General features: G+C 39.2%; 19 protein-coding genes. 7 read left to right on the plus strand and 12 right to left on the minus strand.

Annotation, left to right across the window (positions count from 1 at the left end):
- Window positions 1-4: 4 nt before the first annotated feature.
- The 8 genes from MKX73_RS16935 to MKX73_RS16970 form a co-directional block, all read right to left on the minus strand.
- Window positions 5-1201 carry a class I SAM-dependent rRNA methyltransferase gene (locus MKX73_RS16935; RefSeq protein WP_340718462.1) on the minus strand — a complete coding sequence of 399 codons (1197 nt, stop codon included), beginning with the start codon at window positions 1199-1201 and terminating at the stop codon, window positions 5-7.
- 179 nt (window positions 1202-1380) lie between these two features.
- A complete protein-coding gene (bioB, locus tag MKX73_RS16940) occupies window positions 1381-2376 on the minus strand; it encodes a biotin synthase BioB (protein WP_079527056.1) in 996 nt (331 codons plus the stop codon).
- Window positions 2377-2622: 246 nt separating this feature from the next.
- A complete protein-coding gene (locus tag MKX73_RS16945; protein ID WP_340718463.1) occupies window positions 2623-3855 on the minus strand; it encodes an ABC transporter permease in 1233 nt (410 codons plus the stop codon).
- Complete coding sequence (locus MKX73_RS16950; RefSeq protein WP_340718464.1) at window positions 3848-4750, minus strand: ABC transporter ATP-binding protein; 903 nt, start codon at window positions 4748-4750, stop codon at window positions 3848-3850. The genes MKX73_RS16945 and MKX73_RS16950 overlap by 8 nt, the downstream gene beginning before the upstream one ends.
- A 225-nt stretch (window positions 4751-4975) precedes the next feature.
- On the minus strand, window positions 4976-5377 hold the full coding sequence (locus tag MKX73_RS16955) for a VOC family protein (RefSeq protein WP_340718465.1): 402 nt from the start codon (window positions 5375-5377) through the stop codon (window positions 4976-4978).
- Window positions 5378-5397: 20 nt separating this feature from the next.
- A complete protein-coding gene (locus MKX73_RS16960) occupies window positions 5398-5841 on the minus strand; it encodes an AraC family transcriptional regulator (protein WP_340718466.1) in 444 nt (147 codons plus the stop codon).
- 185 nt (window positions 5842-6026) lie between these two features.
- Window positions 6027-7919 (minus strand): N-acetylmuramoyl-L-alanine amidase, encoded by a 1893-nt coding sequence (locus MKX73_RS16965; protein ID WP_340718467.1) that lies wholly within the window; start codon window positions 7917-7919, stop codon window positions 6027-6029.
- A gap of 300 nt (window positions 7920-8219) precedes the next feature.
- Window positions 8220-8456, minus strand: a complete 237-nt coding sequence (locus MKX73_RS16970) for a hypothetical protein (RefSeq protein WP_340718468.1) — start codon at window positions 8454-8456, stop codon at window positions 8220-8222.
- Window positions 8457-8699: 243 nt separating this feature from the next.
- Here MKX73_RS16970 and MKX73_RS16975 point away from each other — a divergent pair, with 243 nt between their 5' ends.
- A complete protein-coding gene (locus MKX73_RS16975) occupies window positions 8700-9326 on the plus strand; it encodes a LysE family transporter (RefSeq protein ID WP_340718469.1) in 627 nt (208 codons plus the stop codon).
- Between the two features lie 90 nt (window positions 9327-9416).
- A complete protein-coding gene (locus tag MKX73_RS16980) occupies window positions 9417-10646 on the plus strand; it encodes an MFS transporter (protein ID WP_340718470.1) in 1230 nt (409 codons plus the stop codon).
- Between the two features lie 49 nt (window positions 10647-10695).
- Here the strand turns inward: MKX73_RS16980 and MKX73_RS16985 are convergent, their stop codons facing one another.
- Complete coding sequence (locus MKX73_RS16985; RefSeq protein ID WP_340718471.1) at window positions 10696-10998, minus strand: YqhV family protein; 303 nt, start codon at window positions 10996-10998, stop codon at window positions 10696-10698.
- A gap of 158 nt (window positions 10999-11156) precedes the next feature.
- On the opposite strand from MKX73_RS16985, the gene MKX73_RS16990 reads away from it, so the two are divergent.
- A complete protein-coding gene (locus MKX73_RS16990; protein ID WP_340718472.1) occupies window positions 11157-12407 on the plus strand; it encodes an MFS transporter in 1251 nt (416 codons plus the stop codon).
- A 176-nt stretch (window positions 12408-12583) separates the two neighbouring features.
- On the opposite strand, the gene tnpA is transcribed toward MKX73_RS16990, so the two are convergent.
- The 3 genes from tnpA to MKX73_RS17005 form a co-directional block, all read right to left on the minus strand.
- Window positions 12584-13057, minus strand: a complete 474-nt coding sequence (gene tnpA / locus MKX73_RS16995) for an IS200/IS605 family transposase (protein ID WP_340717202.1) — start codon at window positions 13055-13057, stop codon at window positions 12584-12586.
- Window positions 13058-13237: 180 nt separating this feature from the next.
- A complete protein-coding gene (locus tag MKX73_RS17000; RefSeq protein ID WP_340718473.1) occupies window positions 13238-14131 on the minus strand; it encodes a stalk domain-containing protein in 894 nt (297 codons plus the stop codon).
- A 55-nt stretch (window positions 14132-14186) separates the two neighbouring features.
- Window positions 14187-14966, minus strand: coding sequence for an N-acetylmuramoyl-L-alanine amidase (locus MKX73_RS17005; RefSeq protein WP_340718474.1), 780 nt, complete (start codon window positions 14964-14966; stop codon window positions 14187-14189).
- 190 nt (window positions 14967-15156) lie between these two features.
- Between MKX73_RS17005 and MKX73_RS17010 the strand changes: the two genes are divergently transcribed.
- From MKX73_RS17010 to tnpB, 4 genes are all read left to right on the plus strand, one after another.
- Window positions 15157-16086, plus strand: a complete 930-nt coding sequence (locus MKX73_RS17010; protein WP_340718475.1) for an EamA family transporter — start codon at window positions 15157-15159, stop codon at window positions 16084-16086.
- Window positions 16087-16512: 426 nt separating this feature from the next.
- Complete coding sequence (locus MKX73_RS17015) at window positions 16513-16770, plus strand: hypothetical protein (protein ID WP_340718476.1); 258 nt, start codon at window positions 16513-16515, stop codon at window positions 16768-16770.
- A gap of 530 nt (window positions 16771-17300) precedes the next feature.
- Window positions 17301-17492: a hypothetical protein gene (locus tag MKX73_RS17020; protein ID WP_340718477.1), complete on the plus strand. Its 192-nt coding sequence runs from the start codon at window positions 17301-17303 to the stop codon at window positions 17490-17492.
- Window positions 17489-17842, plus strand: a complete 354-nt coding sequence (tnpB, locus tag MKX73_RS17025; RefSeq protein ID WP_340718478.1) for an IS66 family insertion sequence element accessory protein TnpB — start codon at window positions 17489-17491, stop codon at window positions 17840-17842. The genes MKX73_RS17020 and tnpB overlap by 4 nt, the downstream gene beginning before the upstream one ends.
- Window positions 17843-17904: the final 62 nt, after the last annotated feature.

The following is a 17904-nucleotide window of genomic DNA, read 5'->3' on the forward strand; positions in this document are numbered from 1 at the left end:
CCGATTAGTTCATCACTTGTATGATGACCACTTTTAAATAATTGAATTCCGGGAAGTTATGCGGCACAGTGAAATCTTCCGGCAATTGGTGCTCTTCTAAAATTTTATAGCGTGCCCCATAATCTTTAAATGCTTTGTCGATGAATGTTTTGAACTTTTTCATATTAAAGCTTGCATTGTTCGTTGATGCGATAATTACTCCACCATTGTTTGTAATCGTTAACGCATCCTTAAGCAATTTCGGATAATCTTTTGACGTACTGAACGTCATTTTTTTCGTACGGGCAAAACTTGGCGGATCCAGTACAACGACATCGAATTTCAGGCCTTTTCTTGCGGCATAGCTGAAGTAGTCAAATACGTTCATCACTTTAATATCTTGTGATTCATAGTCAATTCCATTCACACTGAATTGCTCAATTGTTTTCGGTAAGCTGCGTTTTGCCAAATCGACACTAGTCGTACCCGATGCTCCGCCTAAAGCTGCGGCAACCGAAAACGCACCAGTATACGAGAATGTATTCAGTACCGTCTTATCTGTTGAATAGCGGTCACGTAATGCTTTACGTACATTGCGCTGATCCAGGAAAATTCCTGTCATTGCCCCATCATTCAGATCAACCGCAAAGTTCATGCCGTTTTCCTGAACGATCAGCGGGAATTCGCCTTTTTCACCGGATACATAATCATCCTGATTAATATATTGACCATTTGTATCAAAGCGCAGTTTTTCATAAATCCCGCGTGTATTCACTGCCGCATTCAATGCTTCATAGATATCATTACGGAATGAATAAATCCCTTCACTGTACCAGCTCACCATGTAAAAGCCGTTAAAGAAATCAATTGTCAAACCGCCAATGCCGTCACCTTCGCCATTAAATACACGGAAAGCAGTTGTATCTTCAGAGGCAAAAAAGTCTGCACGTTTTTCAGCAGATTCACGGATTTTTTTCGTAAAGAACTTCACATCGATCTGCTCTTTTTCTTTACGAGTCAGCACCCAGCCGATTCCCTTATTTTGAATACCGTAATAGCCAGTTGCAATATAGCCGCCGCTTTTATCAACTAAATGAAGTAGGCTGCCTTCTTCAATCGATACTTCCGGCATTACCACTGTATCTTTTAAAATTAATGGATTGCCATTCGTCAAATCCTTAATCGCTTTACTTTCTACTTGTAGTTCTGTTTTTTTTCTCATGCTTTCATCCTTACTACTGTTTTTCGTTCATAAAAAAGAGAGACTTGTTTTAGATACAAATCTCTCCGTACAATATCAGTTTACTACGAATGCTTGCGAATAGCTACTCGCATGTTGAGTTGACGCTTGCTAGTATTGCTTTTTTTAATTAATTAGATAGATGAACTCTCATATCCAGCCTACATTTGAAGTGCTGCCTGCTTCTCATTGATTTCAATTTCAAAGCCTAAATCTCTGATTAATGCGTAATCCGCATTTTCCTCTTGACCTTCTGTTGTTAAATAATCCCCTACAAAAATACTATTTGCAGCATACAACCCAAGTGGCTGTAACGACCCTAAGTTGATTTCACGTCCTCCAGCGATTCGTATTTCCTTTGTTGGGTTAATGTAGCGGAATAAGGCGAGTACTTTTAAGCAATAGCGGGGATCCAGCTCCTTTGTGCCTTCCAGCTTTGTCCCATCAATTGCATTTAAAAAGTTGATTGGAATGGAATCTGCATCCAGCGCATGAAGTGCATAGGCAATATCAACAACATCCTGTTTCGTTTCACGCATTCCAATAATGGCCCCCGAACAAGGTGACATCCCATATTTTTTAGCAATTTCAACCGTATTGACCCGGTCTTTATATGTATGTGAAGTGGTAATATAATCGTGATGCTTCTCGGATGTATTCAAATTATGATTATAGCGGTCGACTCCAGCTGTTTTTAATTGTTCAGCCTGTTCATCTTTTAGCAGCCCTAAACAAGCACAAACTTTTAATCCGTATTGTTCTTTAATTTCCTGAACCGCTTCACTTACAACCTTTACATCTTTCCGTGTCGGTCCACGTCCACTTGCAACAATACAAAACGTTCCAATCTGATTTTCAAACGCTTTTTTGGCTCCGGCAATAATTTCTTCTTTTGTTATAAACGGATATTTTTCAATTGGTGCAGTAGAAATGGATGATTGTGAACAATAGCCGCAGTTTTCAGGGCAGTAGCCACTTTTAGCATTCATAATCATATTTAGTTTTACCTTTTTACCGTAATAGTGCTTCCGAATAAGAAAGGCCCCTTGCATTAATAGCAACAATTCATCGTCCGGTGCATGGACAATGGCTAACGCTTCTTCATGCGTAAGTATTTTTCCTTCGAGAACTTCTTCAGCTAATTGAACCCAATTCATTAATACTTCCCCCTATTGATCAGTAAGATTTTAATTGTTTAAACAATATTTAAAATAAAACCGTTTTGTTAACCTATATTTTTATAAGGTTAACGTAAATATAAAGTAATCATTCTTTTACGTCAACCATATTTTTATTTAGGTTAACTTATATTAGGATGGAAATTTTTAATGGAAGGCATGAAAAAACTCCCCATTATGATGAACAGATTTTCTGTCCACATAAGGGGGAGCATGATTTAAAACTTACGTTGTTACTTTAAATACCGTTTTCATTTTTTCAATAATACCGCCTGATGAATATGTCAGTACACTTCGTTTGTAGAATGACAAACTTAGGAAGTAAAGTGTCAGTACTGTTACAACTAAAAGAACGAAGCTAATGATTGGTTCAATGGCATTCATATCCGTTGCACCTAAACGCATCGGCATAACCATACCTGATGTAAACGGAATGTAAGAGAATACTTTAATCAGCATTGTATCCGGGTTACCCATACCAGTCAGCATTACGTAGAATCCAACAAGTGTCAGCATCATTGCCGGCATCATTACTTGCCCTGCCTCTTCTACTTTTGAAACAAGGGATCCGAATAATGCACCGATAATTAAATACATGAAAATCGTTAAGAATAAGAACCCGATAATATACAAGAAGTAACTGATCGATAGAGAATTAAGCAGATCCGTTACAATTGACCATTTGTTTCCGCCATCCGAGAAGCGTAGCAATAATAAGAGGCCTCCGAATAGAATAACGAATTGTGTAAGTGCGACTAAAAATACACCGACAATTTTTGAACGGAAATGCACTTCAGGCTTCACGCTTACTAATAACATTTCCAGTGCACGAGACCCTTTTTCCGAAGCAACATCTGTTGTAATCATTGATAAATACGATGCAACAAAAATATAAATGATAATTCCAATCGCATATGAAACCCAAACACCCGCCATTTTTTCTTCTGCAGATTTACCGTCATCCGCAGCTTCATTCAATGAATTCAACGTAATAACCGGTTCTGACGATAATAGTAGCTGTTGCTGCTCTGGTGATAATTCCATTTGACTCATTGCATACAGCTGACCTGCTTGACTTAGCGCACTTTGGAAATCTTGCTGGTCATTTAGCGGAAGCGGATCATATGATTCGATTTTCGCCGCTAGTTTGCCATCTGCATCTGATAAGGTAAAGGCCGCATAATAGTCTCCGTCCTTCAATTTATCCGCGATATCCCCTGATTCAACATATACATATTCGACATCATCTGTATCCTGCAGTACTTGCGCGATATCAAATTCAGTTTCATTTACAACAGCAATTGTATCGGCATCCCCAGAGAAAATGAGGTCTTTGATTTCAGACCAGAACATAAACCCGCTTAGCACTACTAAGTAAAGCAATGTTGTTAAAATAAAGGACTTTGATGTAATTTTTTGTTTATATAATTTTTTAATGAGCACTTTAAATTTAGACAAGGCCGGCACCTACTTTCTCTTTGAAAATTTCATGCAGCGATAAATAATCTAAACTGAATTTTTCGATGTAATTGCCGTTTGAAAGCAGGTCAAAAATTTCAGGTGCATATTTTTCATCTTCAAGTGTCAGTACTGCCTGTGAATCACGTTCCATTTTAACATGATTTACACCTGGATAGTTGCTTAATACTTCAAAAGATTTGTCAGTACGTACTGTCAGTTTCGTTTTACCGTACTGCTTTTTCAGATCAAGCAGCGAGCCTGAAAACAGGGATTCACCGCGCTTTAGTAAACATAAGTGATCACAAAGCTCCTCAACGTTATCCATTTGGTGACTTGAGAATAAAATCGTCATTCCTTGGTCGCGCAAATACAGAATTGCATTTTTCAGCAACTCCATGTTAACCGGGTCCAGTCCGCTAAACGGTTCATCAAGAATTAAAAATGCCGGTTTGTGAATAAAGCTGGCGATTAATTGAACCTTTTGCTTATTCCCTTTTGATAAAGTCTCGGCTTTTACATTTCGTTTTTCTTCCAGATCAAAGCGCTCGATCCAAAAGTCGATATCTTTTTTCAGCTCGTTTTTATCCATACCATGCAGCTCGCCGAAAAAGTAAAGCTGCTCTTCCACTTTCATTTGCGGGAAAATACCGCGCTCCTCCGGTAAATAACCTAAAAAATCACGGCTCACTGATTTAATCGGCTGCCCATCCCATGTAATGGTACCTTCTGTTGTATCCTGTAAATCCAGAATCATTCGGAATGTAGTCGTTTTACCTGCACCATTTTGCCCGATTAAGCCAAATATTTCGCCTTTTTCAATTGTAAAGTTCAATCGGTTTACTGCAACGAAATCACGGTAGCGTTTCGTCACATCTTTCAGTTGTAATACCATGAGCGTACCTCCTGTTTATAAGAACTAGCGAAATTCCATTATATAGCAATTATTCCAATTATAATATAAGTATCAATTTATGTAATGAAAATGCATATTAAAATACTAAACAATTTCTTTCGCCACTACGTTTATTTACGGGTAAGAACAAGAAAAGATTCACTATTACGTAAAAAACTTAGTATGGAATTCATCCATACTAAGTTCGTAGAGAGGTTAATTAAATTATTTTTTAAAAGCAGGGCTCAGTTCGCTCCACACATCGAATTTATTTTTATCCAGATCATAAAAGACAAAATTCCTTCCGGCATGCCCGCGATTCTCAATCTCACCGACTTCTACACCGCTTTGCAGAAATTCTTCATGCAATTTTGCTAAAGCGTGTAATCCATCAACTTCAAATGTTATCGAAAAACGTTCGTTTCCATATTTATCTTTAAAATTGGCAGTGGCATTTTCATTCGATTTCACTAGAAAGAAACTTTGATTTGCAAAGTTTAAGATGGCTTTATCCTTGTCTTTATAGCTTAAAGCCGCTTCCAGGTTCTTCACATACCATTCAGCAGATAGATCCACGTCCGTTACCGGTATGTATGTTGTTCCGACTCTCACTAATTTTCCGCTCATTTTCTTCTCCCTTTTAAGTTTTACGCAATGATTGGTAAATAGATTTCTACTTCTTCCCCCTCGTTGACGGAGTGATAAGTTTCGATAATATACGAATCCATATCTCTTTTATAACCTTGCGCTGTTCCCCATTTAAGCAAACCTTCATGAAGTTTATCTAGTTCCATTATGTTGCCTCTAGTCGTGATATAATGGTTATTTGTCTCTAAATAATCCATTCCTGTAGGGATTTTGTTCAATTTCTCGTGAACGATAAGTCCTACATAGAAATTGCCCGTCGTATGATCGGCACTCTTTTTAGGCTCATACAATGCAATTTCACTTTCGGTCGGAAAATCGAAGTCATTCGAACGACTTAATAACTGTTTTGCAAGCAATGGTACTTCACTTCCAAAGTTTTCATACTCCCCACTGCCCTTTATGCCAACCAACTTGAATTCCTTTTTTATCATTTTAAATGTCAATTACATCACCTCACTATTTATTATTTTTTATTCACTACTTCAACAATTTTCGGTTAAACATGATTGCTTTATTTCAACCCCCAAATGCAAAAGCTATTCCAATAAATTTTACCATATATTTCTATTAATTATAAATAAAAAAGGCTTAGTCCTTTTAAAAGAACTAAGCCATCAAACAGCATATTTTATTTTCTGTAGTAATCAACAATCCCGTTATAAATGGATTGTGCATAGATTTCCACGTACTTGTCATTGATTAATTTTTTACGGTCTTCTGCATTCGAGATGAACCCAAGTTCTACCAATACAGAAGGAATGATCATATTGCGTGTCACATAGTACTGTGCTTCTTTAACGCCACGGTTTTTCATGTTCGCATTGTTAACAATTTCAGTATTGATATAAGTTGCCAGCTTTTTATCCTCTTCATACTGGTCACCTGTTGTGATGCTGTAGTACGTTTCAGTACCTTGAGCACTTGTTGATGTCGCAGCATTTACGTGGATACTGACAAATATTTCACCGAATTTGTTTTTTGTAAGGTTTACACGATCCTGTAATGTCGGGAATGTATCCCCTGTACGCGTAGAGAAGACTTTTGCGCCGTTCGCTTCAAGTTTTTGTTTGACAAGATTGCCGACTTTTAGAACGATCGCTTTTTCAGTACTGCCCGAGTTAACAGCACCCGGATCTTTACCACCGTGGCCCGGGTCTAAAATAATAATACGGTCTTTTACAGGACTGCCTTTTTCGTTCACTAGTTTAATGTACGATTTGTGCACATAGCCTGTATCTTTGCCCGCAGTTACTTTTGCCCAATAGCCATCAATGGAATGTACCGCAATTACTGTTCCTTTTGATAACTGTTTAATTGTCGCTGATGATCCTGAAGCGGATTTGCGCATGTTTAAACTCGCAACTGTTACTTTACCTGTTGTGCCGGATGTTACGATTGGATTATTGTTATCGGAATCCGTTTCTGATGGTGGCGGATTCACATTGGAACCCCCTACATCCGTCGTACTATTTTTTACAATATAGCCAGGAACTCCCCCAGCTGTTGTTAAATAATAGCCGTCAATTTCTTTATAGACTGACAATGTTGAACCGGCAGAAATTTGTTTAATTTTTTTCGATGACGATGTCGGTTTGTAATACAGATTTATAATTGTATTTGTCTTGACAGCTTTAATTGATGGTCCAATGGCATTGCCGTCTGGTGCAAGGAATTTCGCATATGATTTACTGATATAGCCGTAATAGCCTTGATAAGAAACTTTTAACCAATCACCTTCCACAGCATATACCGATAACTTACCGCCCTTATTTACTCTTCCAATCACTGCACTTGATGTTGTCGGCTTTGTACGAACATTTAAGCCGTCTGTTGTTACGGATACAAGACCAATTACCTGTGTCGTATCAACTGAATCAAGGTGCTCGGGTAAGGCTAGTCGGAATTTATCGCTTTTTGCTCTAGCGATAAATGATGCAAACTGTGCTCGAGTAACTGAGCTTTTTGGCATATATTTTCCGTCACTACCTTTTGTAATCCCATTATAGTAGATTGCTTTAATATACGGAGCATATGTATTCGAACTCGATACATCTGGGAAGTACACCGGCAATTCTTTATAGTCACTTACATTTAAATTAAATGCGATAGATAAAACGTGACTCATTTCTTCACGAGACAAAGTGGCATTAGGAGAAAATTTCCCTGATGTTGTAGTAAATAATCCAAGTTGACGTGCACGTTCGATGTATGTCGATTGTTCTGAACCGACTTTCACATCTGTGTACGAGGATTTAGTTACTTTCAGCGGACTTTTACCTGCAGCAATGACTGCCATTTTCGCAGCTTGTGCACGCGTCACACTCATATTGGGTTTGTAGTATGTTTTGCCCTTTTCCTGATATCCTTTAATCGCTCCAAGGCTGATTAAATACTGGATCTCGTCGTAAGTGGCATCGGTTGTCGCAACATCTGCAAATACTACTTTAGCTGATGTCGGTGTAACAGCTAGTGTACAAACGAGGAAGATTGCAACAACCAATGTAATCAGTTTTTGATTCATTGTTCCCTATCCTTTCATAAGCTGTCCACCTCATTGTATAGTACAAAACCGGAAAAAAATAGAGGTAAATCCATATTTAATGTCAAAATCTTGTTACAGTCTAATTACAAAAAGATTACATAGTATAATGTTTTTGGTTTGTCATGCTGAAAGAAAGGGTAAAGGGTCTGTTTATTATTGTTGCTGTAGAGGGAATTGTCGTTGTTTTCTGAAGGGTAAAAAAAAGAATCCAGTTCGTAATATTTCGAACAAATGGATTCCTTTTAAATTTATAAAAATTTTGTGAACAGCTATTATTTATTAGAAATTGATTGAAAATTGCTTGGCGATTGTCCGAATCTCTTCAATTTTTTCCGGCTTTAAATAGTCCAACATTTTCGGAACAAACTGTTCGACGTCCTCTTTTGTAAATGTACCTTCATCCTGCTTTTTGAAATTTTCGGCAAGTAAAGCTTTTGCTTCCTCCATCTTGTCCTCTTTTACTCGTTGTAAAATGAAGTTCGAAAACATTTCCTGCATATTCTTATCGATTTGCATAATAACTGCCTCCCTATTGTTTCGATTTGGCGAATATCATCATTCCTTTAAAATTATAACAGTAAACCCATTTAATAATCTATGTTTGAATGTTGAGCAAAGTAAATAACTACGGACCTCCCCTTCCCTTAATTACCGTGTAAAAATCGTCCAAAATAAATTAACCGCATAGCCTAATACTAGTCCTAAAAAACCTTACCTACGGATAAAATGGACAAATATCTAATTGATGGAGGACAGTGTATGAATTCATTATTTACCTATATTTTCTTAGGCATAACCATGGCCGCTACTTTCGGGCCTGTTAAGAACGTTCTATTAAATACGGGATTAAAAAACGGTTTTTTTCATGCGTGGTTTTTCAGCCTGGGTGCATTGACTACCGACATCGCATACATGTTCGTCGTTTATTTTGGCGTCGGAAAATTTATCGATTCGATTCTTTTACAAACAATTTTATGGTCATTTGGCAGTTTTGTACTTTTGTATACCGGGATTGAAAGTTTGCTGACGCTACATAAAATTGAAATGAATTCAAAAACCGGCAGGATCCTGAGATTTAGACATTCATTGTTAGCCGGATTGTTAATGTCATTGCTGAATCCCATTACAATCCTTTTCTGGCTGGGGATTTACGGATCTATTCTCGCAAAAACAGCAGGAATCGCTACGGGATTGGACATCATATTAATTAGCAGTGCCATATTGCTCGGCATTATTCTTGTCGATTTTCTTTATTCATTTCTGTCCAGTGTCGCCCGCAAATTATTGTCGGTTAAGCTCTTGAAAACTGTCACGGTCTTTTCATCAATATTTATGATCGGATTTGGCATCTATTTTGGAAAACAGGCATTTCTTCTATTATTTTAATTAAAGCAGTTTAGACATAAAGACATCGCCTATAAAAAGAGCTCGAGAGGAAACCATACCTAGACAAACATAATTAGTCGAGGTGTGATAATGGATAAAAATAAAGGAGAGGTAAGTATATGGTGCATTGTAAGTCTGACTTCTATTCCTCTCATCATGACTTTAGGAAATTCAATGCTTATTCCGGTACTTCCAATATTGGAGGACAAAGTCGGAATTACATCTTTTCAGTCGAGCATGATCATTACAAGCTATTCAGTGGCAGCAATTTTTCTAATTCCGGTAGCTGGCTATTTATCTGATCGCTTTGGCCGGAAAGTCGTCATCTTACCAAGTCTGATTTTAGCGTTAATCGGAGGTTTGATCGCCGGGTTTGCTTCATGGAAAATGGAGGATCCGTATACAATGATTATTATCGGAAGGATCATCCAAGGAATAGGTGCCGCAGGAGCGATGCCCATCGTTTTACCGCTTGTAGGTGACCTGTATCAGGATGATGACGAAAAAATCAGTTCGACTTTAGGTGTCATCGAAACGTCCAATACGTTCGGTAAAGTGCTGAGTCCCATTTTAGGTTCAATATTTGCTGCTATATTATGGTTTCTTCCGTTCTTTTCTATATCAGCACTCAGTTTAATTTCCATTGCCCTTATATTCTTCTTTGTAAAAGTGCCTAAAGAAAAAGATGAACCTTTAAAGTTTAAGGGGTTTTTGGACAATACAAAAGAGGTTTTTAAAGACGAAGGAAGATGGCTGTATACGGTATTCCTTAATGGAGCCCTTGTGATGCTCATATTATTCAGTATGCTATTTTTCTTATCAGAAAATCTGGAAACAGTTCATGATATTAAAGGGATTAAGAAAGGTTTTGTACTGGCCATCCCGCTGCTGCTTCTTTGTATTTCCTCTTTTATTTCCGGCCGGAAAATTAAAGGGGATTTGAAAAGAATTAAGAAAATTATCGTTGTTTCCCTCATTGCCATGTCAGCCAGCATTATTTTCGTCGGTTATACAAGCAAAAAACTGTTTCTGCTGCTGATCGTTACAAGTATCGTCGGAATCGCGATCGGTGCACTATTGCCTGCTCTTGATACCATTATCACGGATAATATTCGTAAAGAATTGCGTGGAACCGTATCCTCATTCTACAGTTCTGCGAGATTTATCGGTGTTGCGGCAGGTCCGCCGATTATGTCCCTAGTCATGAAAGAGCATCTCAATATCAGCTATATTACGGCGGGAATTTTAGGACTACTTCTTTTATTCCTCGTGTGGAAGTACATTAAAATAGAGGATATCGAACCAAAAGAAAACACTTAGAAATAAGGACCTGACAGCATAAGCTGTACAGGTCCTTTTTGCAGTATTTTCAACCGGATTTCAAACTGAAAAGGATAAGTGAAATCCCGCAGAAAAGACATATTATTCGAGCCAATGAGATTTTTTCCGCCAGGCCAAGCAATGCTAGTCCCGTTGTAACGATTAAAATTACCGGACCGACCAGTGCGAGTAACGTATTAATATAAAAGGCCTTTTCCAAATCATTGAATTTAAACATTAACGCAGCAGCCGTCAACTCAATACTTCCCGAGATAATTCTTAAAGCAATAATCATGATGAGTGCCTTATCAATAATTGGAACCACTTCCTTGCTAGTGTTGTAACCTAACATATGCTATCGGTGCGGGAAATATATTCAGTACAGCACAAGGTGATTGCCATGTTAGTTAAACATCGCGCGATAAATTTCGAAACAATCTGAAAATACAATTTTACATATGATCCATTTCTATTTAAAATTGAAATATAGTAATAGAAGGCGGTGTTCAGTTGAAAAAAATTCACTATAGCTGGATTATTCTCGCTATATCATTCTGCTCCATTATTGCCGCCGGGATTGCGATGGCATCTTCCGGGGTTTTTTTAACTCCTTTTGAACAAGAGTTTGGCTGGAATCGTCAGGTGATTTCCCTGGCGTTTGGAATCAGCTTGTTTTTCTACGGATTTGCAGGACCATTCATGGCAGCATTACTCCAGAAATTCGGATTAAAGAAAATGATGCTCGCTTCAATGGGCACGTTACTGATCGGTCTATTATTAATTTTCCTGATGAATCAGTCGTGGCATTTGATCATTATTTGGGGAGTTATTATCGGGCTTGGTTCCAGTCTGTTTTTAACGGTTTTAAGTCCATATGTAGCGAATCACTGGTTTAAAGAAAAAAGAGGTCTTGCAACAGGGATTCTGACAGCGAGTACCGCAATGGGCCAGCTCATCCTGCTCCCTTTACTTGCGACAATTATCGAAAATTATTCATGGCGATTGGCAGTCGGTTTCATTATATCGATAAGTGCTGTGATGTTTCTGATCATTTCTTTATTTATGCGAAACACACCGAAGGAAATCGGCATCCTAGCCTACGGACAGACAGAGGATGCGGAGGTCGCGGACGATCAGGCAAAAGGCAATCCGATTGTTCTGGCATTTAAAGGATTGGCCGAAGCTGTACGGGCGAAAGAGTTTTGGCTATTGGCAGGAAGTTTCTTTTTCTGCGGCTTTTCAACAAACGGACTTGTCGGGACTCATTTTATTTCATACTGCATCAGCTTCGGCATCCCGATTGTCACGGCTGCTTCCCTGCTCTCGTTTATGGGCGTTTTCAATATGGTAGGGACAACACTTTCGGGCTGGCTGTCAGATCGTATCGATAATCGCTGGCTTCTGTTCTGGTATTATTTGTTTAGAGGCGCTTCCCTTGTCTTGCTGCCTTTTGCGTTAATGGAGGGCAATCTGACTTGGATTCTGGTTTTCACTGTATTTTACGGTTTGGATTGGGTGGCAACTGTACCCCCGACCATCAATCTTTCAAGGCAAATTTTCGGTGTACATAAAAGCGCGATTATTTACGGATGGATTTTTGCTTCCCACCAAGTAGGTGCAGCAACTGCCGCTTATGGCGGGGGGATGTTATATTCCTATTTCAATACTTATACTTGGGCATTTTTTATGGCCGGTGTCTGCTGTGTCATGGCAAGCCTGTTTGTTATTCTCATAAAGAAACAGCCCCGCTCTATCCACTAAGACAAGGTGCTTTGATTTTAATTCAAAGCACCTGTTTGCATGCAAAAATAAAAACCACCAGTTGAACTGGTGGTTTTCTCTGCGCGTGAAACGCTGGGTTACTGGCCCACGTCTAAAGACGCTCTGAAAGGTCTGCCAACCGCACTACGTTTCCGACTACCGCTAAAGCGGTGTACTTATTTTTTTCTTCGATTTAGTTCTTCCCCTGTGAATGGGTCGATAAATTCTTTCATCGTCATCTGATCTTCGAGCAGATCTTCCTGCAATTGATTCTTTATATATTCTTGAATGACTTTTCTGTTTCTACCTACCGTATCCACATAATACCCTCGACACCAAAATTTTCGGTTGCCATATTTATACTTCAAATTGGCATGTCGATCGAATATCATCAAACTGCTTTTCCCTTTAAGGTACCCCACAAACGCAGATACACTAAGCTTTGGTGGAATACTCACTAACATATGTATATGATCGGGACACGCTGTAGCTTCAATAATCTCTACGCCTTTTCTTTCACACAGTTGACGTAATATTTTACCGATATCTGCTTTTATTTTCCCATAGATTATTCTTCTTCTGTATTTTGGCGCAAACACGATGTGATACTTACAATTCCATGTTGTATGTGCTAAACTTTTATTATCCAATATTGGAGCTCCTTTCGTACGTAATCGGTTGACCAGACCTGATTTTATTGTACGACTGGAGTATTTTTTTTGTCCATAGCTAAAAGCTTTTTAGAACCCCCCGCATAGCAGGGGGTTTTCGTTTCCATAAAAAGACTAAAATTCATGAAAAGAATGAATTTTAGCCTGTTAGTATTAATTTTATTTCAGTAAACCCTTAACAAAATCATACTCTACATACGTTTTGTTTTCTTCGAGTAACGCCGGTGCAACGTCAAAATGTTTCAGTGCCCGGTTATGGCCATAGGTTTTTTCTCCGCGTGTAATCGTGTACGACAATGCGCCTTTAGAGATGACCGCGCCCTTTCCTGTCGAAACGACTTTATAGCCAAGTTCTTCTGCGACAGTACGTAATGGCACCATGATTTTGCCATCGACTTCTTTGTAATCTTCACCGATTATTTCCTGTATTTCTTGGGCAATTTCAGGCTTTTCCATTTCATCATCAAGTTTGGGGAATACGATGATTTTTTCTGGTGCTGTCTGTGCCGGAATGCTCTTTGTCGTTGGTCCGTAAAATACAATTGCGCTGTAGTTTTTCAAATCCTTAGCAGCCACTTTTTCGCCTTTAGAATCTACAATGACCGACTCTTCATTTAGATTCAGCTTTAATTTTCCGTCGTCACTTAAGAAGTTTTCATCAAACTGCGCGACCTTTACTGAGTTGGCCGTATCATCTTTTTCCACAATCACGACAGGTGGTGCATATTGCGGCGGATAAATTAAGATCATTGGCTGATCCGCGTAAATGGAAAGTGAAATCGTATCACCAGTTTTCAATTCTGCTTCATTGCCATGCTCATCAAAAACAAGCGTTTTGTTATCTACATAGAAATTGAATACATTGCCTTCCAGTTGTGCCGTAAATAATTTGGCATTTTCCCTCTGTTCGACTGCAGTAATATTCCCTCTGTGCTGGATGAATGTCGCCGCTTTTTCCACTTCTTCATTCCCTTCTGTTGTTGGCTGATCAGCGTAAGCCGTTACGGTGCCGAGCAGCAGTACAGATAATGCTAAAGGTGCAATTTTTTTCATATCGTTCCATCCTTTCGGTAATTTCACTACATTAGTCGATTTAAGGGGAAAAAGGTTACATATTCGAGTTATTTTTTTGATATTGCAACGTTGTAAGCGCAATATAATCGTAAAACGTTAATTTGCCGAGTTCGAAGTTTTCCAACCATATTGGCTGAAACGCGCCAATTTGAACCCCCTGTTTAAGTTGCTCACGTACAGCCTCTTTGTCCTGAAATAGTGCTTCCGCTTTCTGCTGTAATGCCTTGCTTGTAATCGTCTGCTTGTTCGGTGTCTGCAGAGGTGCCGATTTTACTGACCGTGCTGTATTCGGGAAATAACTTGTCAATGTCTCGGCAATTGCATCGATTATGTGATTTTTGTTGGAGCGGTATAACTTTACATCCTGCACTGAATTGACAAAGCATACTTCTATGAGGATGGCCTTCTTTGCTGTCCCATTTAAAAAAGCCAGGTTCGTGCGCTGTTTTGCCCCACGATTTTTAAACTTTCCGGCTTTTGCAATTTCACTGCTCATCTTTTGCGCAAATGTTGAGATAGACGGATTCACATACAGTACTTCTGTTCCGATTCCTTCTTTTTGCCGTGTTGGTGAAGAGTTGAAATGAACGCTGACATCAAGTTCCCGTTGTGTTGCGTTATGCTGTTTCACTATATAAGCCAAATTTTGCAGCTGGTTCTTGGATTGTTTATCAATAATAACGTTGACCTTCACCCCTTTTTGGCGCAATTTTTTCCCGAGCTCCTGAACAAGTGCGACCGTCTCCTCTCCTTCATCCATATAACTCGAGGCACCTGTCCCCTTTCCGTAATGACCTGCACTAATTGTTAGCATCAGAATTAACCTCCTTTTTCTGACTATATATCCTTTCATGTACCGAAAAAGGGACATTTAAGGTTTTATTATATTAAAAAAATAAATAAATCTGTTTCAAGTTTGCAAGCCAATCGTTTATAAAGCGTTCTAGCTATCTGAATAATAATTCGTTACAATGAAGTAATTATACATAATGTGAGGGTTAAGCATGAAAAATAAACGAATGATTGGCTTTTTATTAGTGGTAAGCGGCAGTTTTTTCTGGGGTATCGGCGGAACGATGGCACAGCAGCTGTTTACTCTTGGCATTGAAGTGAACTGGCTTGTGTCAACACGCCTTGTCATTGCCGGTATTCTTCTTTTAATTGCCCAGGCAATATTTAAAGACCGGGGGCAAATTTTCAAGATTTGGCGGGAAAAACGGGATGCTTTCCGTTTACTCGTTTTCGCGATTATCGGAATGCTGGGGGTTCAGTATACATATATGGCTTCGATTAAAGAAGGCAATGCGGCGGTCGCAACATTGCTGCAATACTTGGCACCGGTTATGATTATTATTTGGGTGACGGTGCGTGGCCTGTCCACATTCACGAAAAAAGATGCGGTCACAATTGTACTCGCTCTTAGCGGAAGCTTCTTTCTTTTAACAAACGGTTCCCTTTCCGCGTTCGCCGTACCGCTCCCTGCAATTTTATGGGGGTTACTGTCCGGCGTAACGCTTGCCTTCTATACGCTCTATGTCATTCCGCTATTAAAACGCTTTGACTCGCTTGTCGTTGTCGGCTGGGCAATGTTTCTGGCCGGATTGACGATGAGTTTTGTGCAGCCTCCCTGGGATGTGGAGATGTCGTTATGGACTGGCGAAACTGTCTTTTATTTGATTGTCGTTATTATTTTCGGCACAATGCTGGCGTTCTGGTTTTACATCGAAAGCCTTCAAACGCTTACTGCGAAAGAAACGAGCCTGCTCGGCAATATCGAACCGCTGACTGCCGTGCTGGCAACCGTTTTATGGCTGAAAGAACCGTTCGGCGGTTTCCAGTGGCTCGGAACTTCACTCATTTTGGTGATGATGGTTTATATCGCGTTGAAAGCGGATCGTGAAAAGGTTAAAGGTGTTGACGCGGTAGACGTATGATAAAGGAAGTGCTCGCATGGTCTGTGCGGGCGCTTTTTTTGTGGGTGTGGTGTTGCGCAGTTTTACGAAGTGTTCCGCAGAATTCGGAAGCGTGGTTTGAAATTTTGGTGGAGATATGGTTTTAGCGATAATTTCCGGGAAATATTGGGGGATGGTGACGGTGGTTTGGGGTTTATTAGAAGATTTGGTGCGGTAATTAGAAGATTTCGGGGGTTTATTAGAACATTCTGGGGGTTTATTAGAAAACTCGGGTGTGGGGGCGATATTTCCTGGCAATATTGAGGGGTGCTGATGTTGGTTCGGTTTTTATTAGAACATTTGGTGCGGTTATTAGAAGATTTGAACGGGTTATTAGAACATGTCGGGGGTTTATTAGAATACTCGGGTGTGGGGAGCGGTATTTCCTGGCAATATTGAGGGATGCTGATGGTAGTGCGGTTTTTATTAGAACATTTGGTGCGGTTATTAGAAGATTTGGATGGGTTATTAGAACATTTCGGGGGTTTATTAGAATACTCGGGTGTGGGGGCGGTTTTGGATGAATTTCCCGGCAATATTGAGGGGTTACTTACGATGGTTTGGGTTTTATTAGAACATTCGCTACGGTTATTAGAAGACTTGAACAGGATATTAGAACATCGAAGAAGGTTATTTGAACATTTCTATGATTTATTAGAACATTGAACGATTATATTAGAAGTTCGGCATTATATTAGAACTTTTCGCGATTTATTAGAAGAACGGAGCTACATATTAGAAAACCGTACTTTCATAAAAGATGGTCTGATTTTATTAGAACTTTTGCTGCGGTTATTAGAAGATTTGAACGGGTTATTAGAACAAACCGGATACTTATTAGAAAACTCCTGTGCAGGGGTCGTTTTTGGGTGAATTTCCCGGCAATATTGAGGGTAGCCTATTCATTTTTTACGTTTATTAGAACATCTGCTGCACTTATTAGAAGACTTGAACAGGATTTTAGAACATCGTAGAAGGATATTTGAACATTTCCACGGGTTATTAGAACATTGAACGATTATATTAGAAGTTCGGCATTATATTAGAACTTTTCGCGATTTATTAGAAGAACGGGGCTACATATTAGAAAACCCTCCCCCACAATAATAAAAACGTAAGCCCGTAATCAAACAACGCATATAAAACATCAGGCACCTCCGGTACGATAAATGTATCAACCAAAGGAGGTGCCATTTATGTCTAAAAACAAATTAACCATTGTTCCCGTCAAACTCGATCCTCTTCCAGTTGAAACTTCTTCGAATCATTCTCTTCAATACACTGCTGAGCCAAGTTGTGTAATTAAAACCGCTGTGGCTGAAATTTCCTTCTTCAATGGCGTAGATGAGCGCATTATCCAAACCATTATGAAGGAGCTGAAGGGATGAAACAGGATTTTACGAGCGTGCAAAACATCTACATCATCTGCGGTAAGACAGACATGCGTAAAGGTATTGATGGTCTCGCAACGCTCATTCAAGATTCTTTCGAATTGGATCCGTATAGTGATTCTATCTTTCTGTTTTCTGGATGGAGCAAGGATCGGTATAAATGTTTGTATTTCGATGGAGATGGCTTCGCCATGCTTTATAAACGATTAGATAATGGGAAATTACAATGGCCAAAAGATGAAAATGAGGTACGCAAACTTTCGCAACAAGAGCTGCGTTGGTTGTTGGAAGGATTATCTCTACAACAGCCGAAGGCAATTGCAAAATCTGTAAAAGGTATCTTTTAATCATCATATATTAAATGGTATAATCATCCACATATAACTTGAACGGAAAAGTGGTGAACGAT

Source organism: Solibacillus sp. FSL W7-1436 (assembly GCF_038007305.1).
In the GTDB taxonomy this organism is placed as follows: domain Bacteria; phylum Bacillota; class Bacilli; order Bacillales_A; family Planococcaceae; genus Solibacillus.

Bases quoted from the DNA above. Each gene is read 5' to 3' on its own strand.
- MKX73_RS16980 (WP_340718470.1), top strand. From the start codon at position 9,417: ATGGATAAAAATAAAGGAGAGGTAAGTATATGGTGCATTGTAAGTCTG.
- MKX73_RS16955 (WP_340718465.1), bottom strand. From the start codon at position 5,377: ATGAGCGGAAAATTAGTGAGAGTCGGAACAACATACATACCGGTAACG.
- MKX73_RS17000 (WP_340718473.1), bottom strand. From the start codon at position 14,131: ATGAAAAAAATTGCACCTTTAGCATTATCTGTACTGCTGCTCGGCACC.
- tnpB (WP_340718478.1), top strand. From the start codon at position 17,489: ATGAAACAGGATTTTACGAGCGTGCAAAACATCTACATCATCTGCGGT.
- MKX73_RS17015 (WP_340718476.1), top strand. From the start codon at position 16,513: ATGGTAGTGCGGTTTTTATTAGAACATTTGGTGCGGTTATTAGAAGAT.
- MKX73_RS16950 (WP_340718464.1), bottom strand. From the start codon at position 4,750: ATGGTATTACAACTGAAAGATGTGACGAAACGCTACCGTGATTTCGTT.
- MKX73_RS17005 (WP_340718474.1), bottom strand. From the start codon at position 14,966: ATGCTAACAATTAGTGCAGGTCATTACGGAAAGGGGACAGGTGCCTCG.
- bioB (WP_079527056.1), bottom strand. From the start codon at position 2,376: ATGAATTGGGTTCAATTAGCTGAAGAAGTTCTCGAAGGAAAAATACTT.
- MKX73_RS17020 (WP_340718477.1), top strand. From the start codon at position 17,301: ATGTCTAAAAACAAATTAACCATTGTTCCCGTCAAACTCGATCCTCTT.
- MKX73_RS16935 (WP_340718462.1), bottom strand. From the start codon at position 1,201: ATGAGAAAAAAAACAGAACTACAAGTAGAAAGTAAAGCGATTAAGGAT.
- MKX73_RS16965 (WP_340718467.1), bottom strand. From the start codon at position 7,919: ATGAATCAAAAACTGATTACATTGGTTGTTGCAATCTTCCTCGTTTGT.
- MKX73_RS17010 (WP_340718475.1), top strand. From the start codon at position 15,157: ATGAAAAATAAACGAATGATTGGCTTTTTATTAGTGGTAAGCGGCAGT.
- MKX73_RS16985 (WP_340718471.1), bottom strand. From the start codon at position 10,998: ATGTTAGGTTACAACACTAGCAAGGAAGTGGTTCCAATTATTGATAAG.
- MKX73_RS16970 (WP_340718468.1), bottom strand. From the start codon at position 8,456: ATGCAAATCGATAAGAATATGCAGGAAATGTTTTCGAACTTCATTTTA.
- MKX73_RS16975 (WP_340718469.1), top strand. From the start codon at position 8,700: ATGAATTCATTATTTACCTATATTTTCTTAGGCATAACCATGGCCGCT.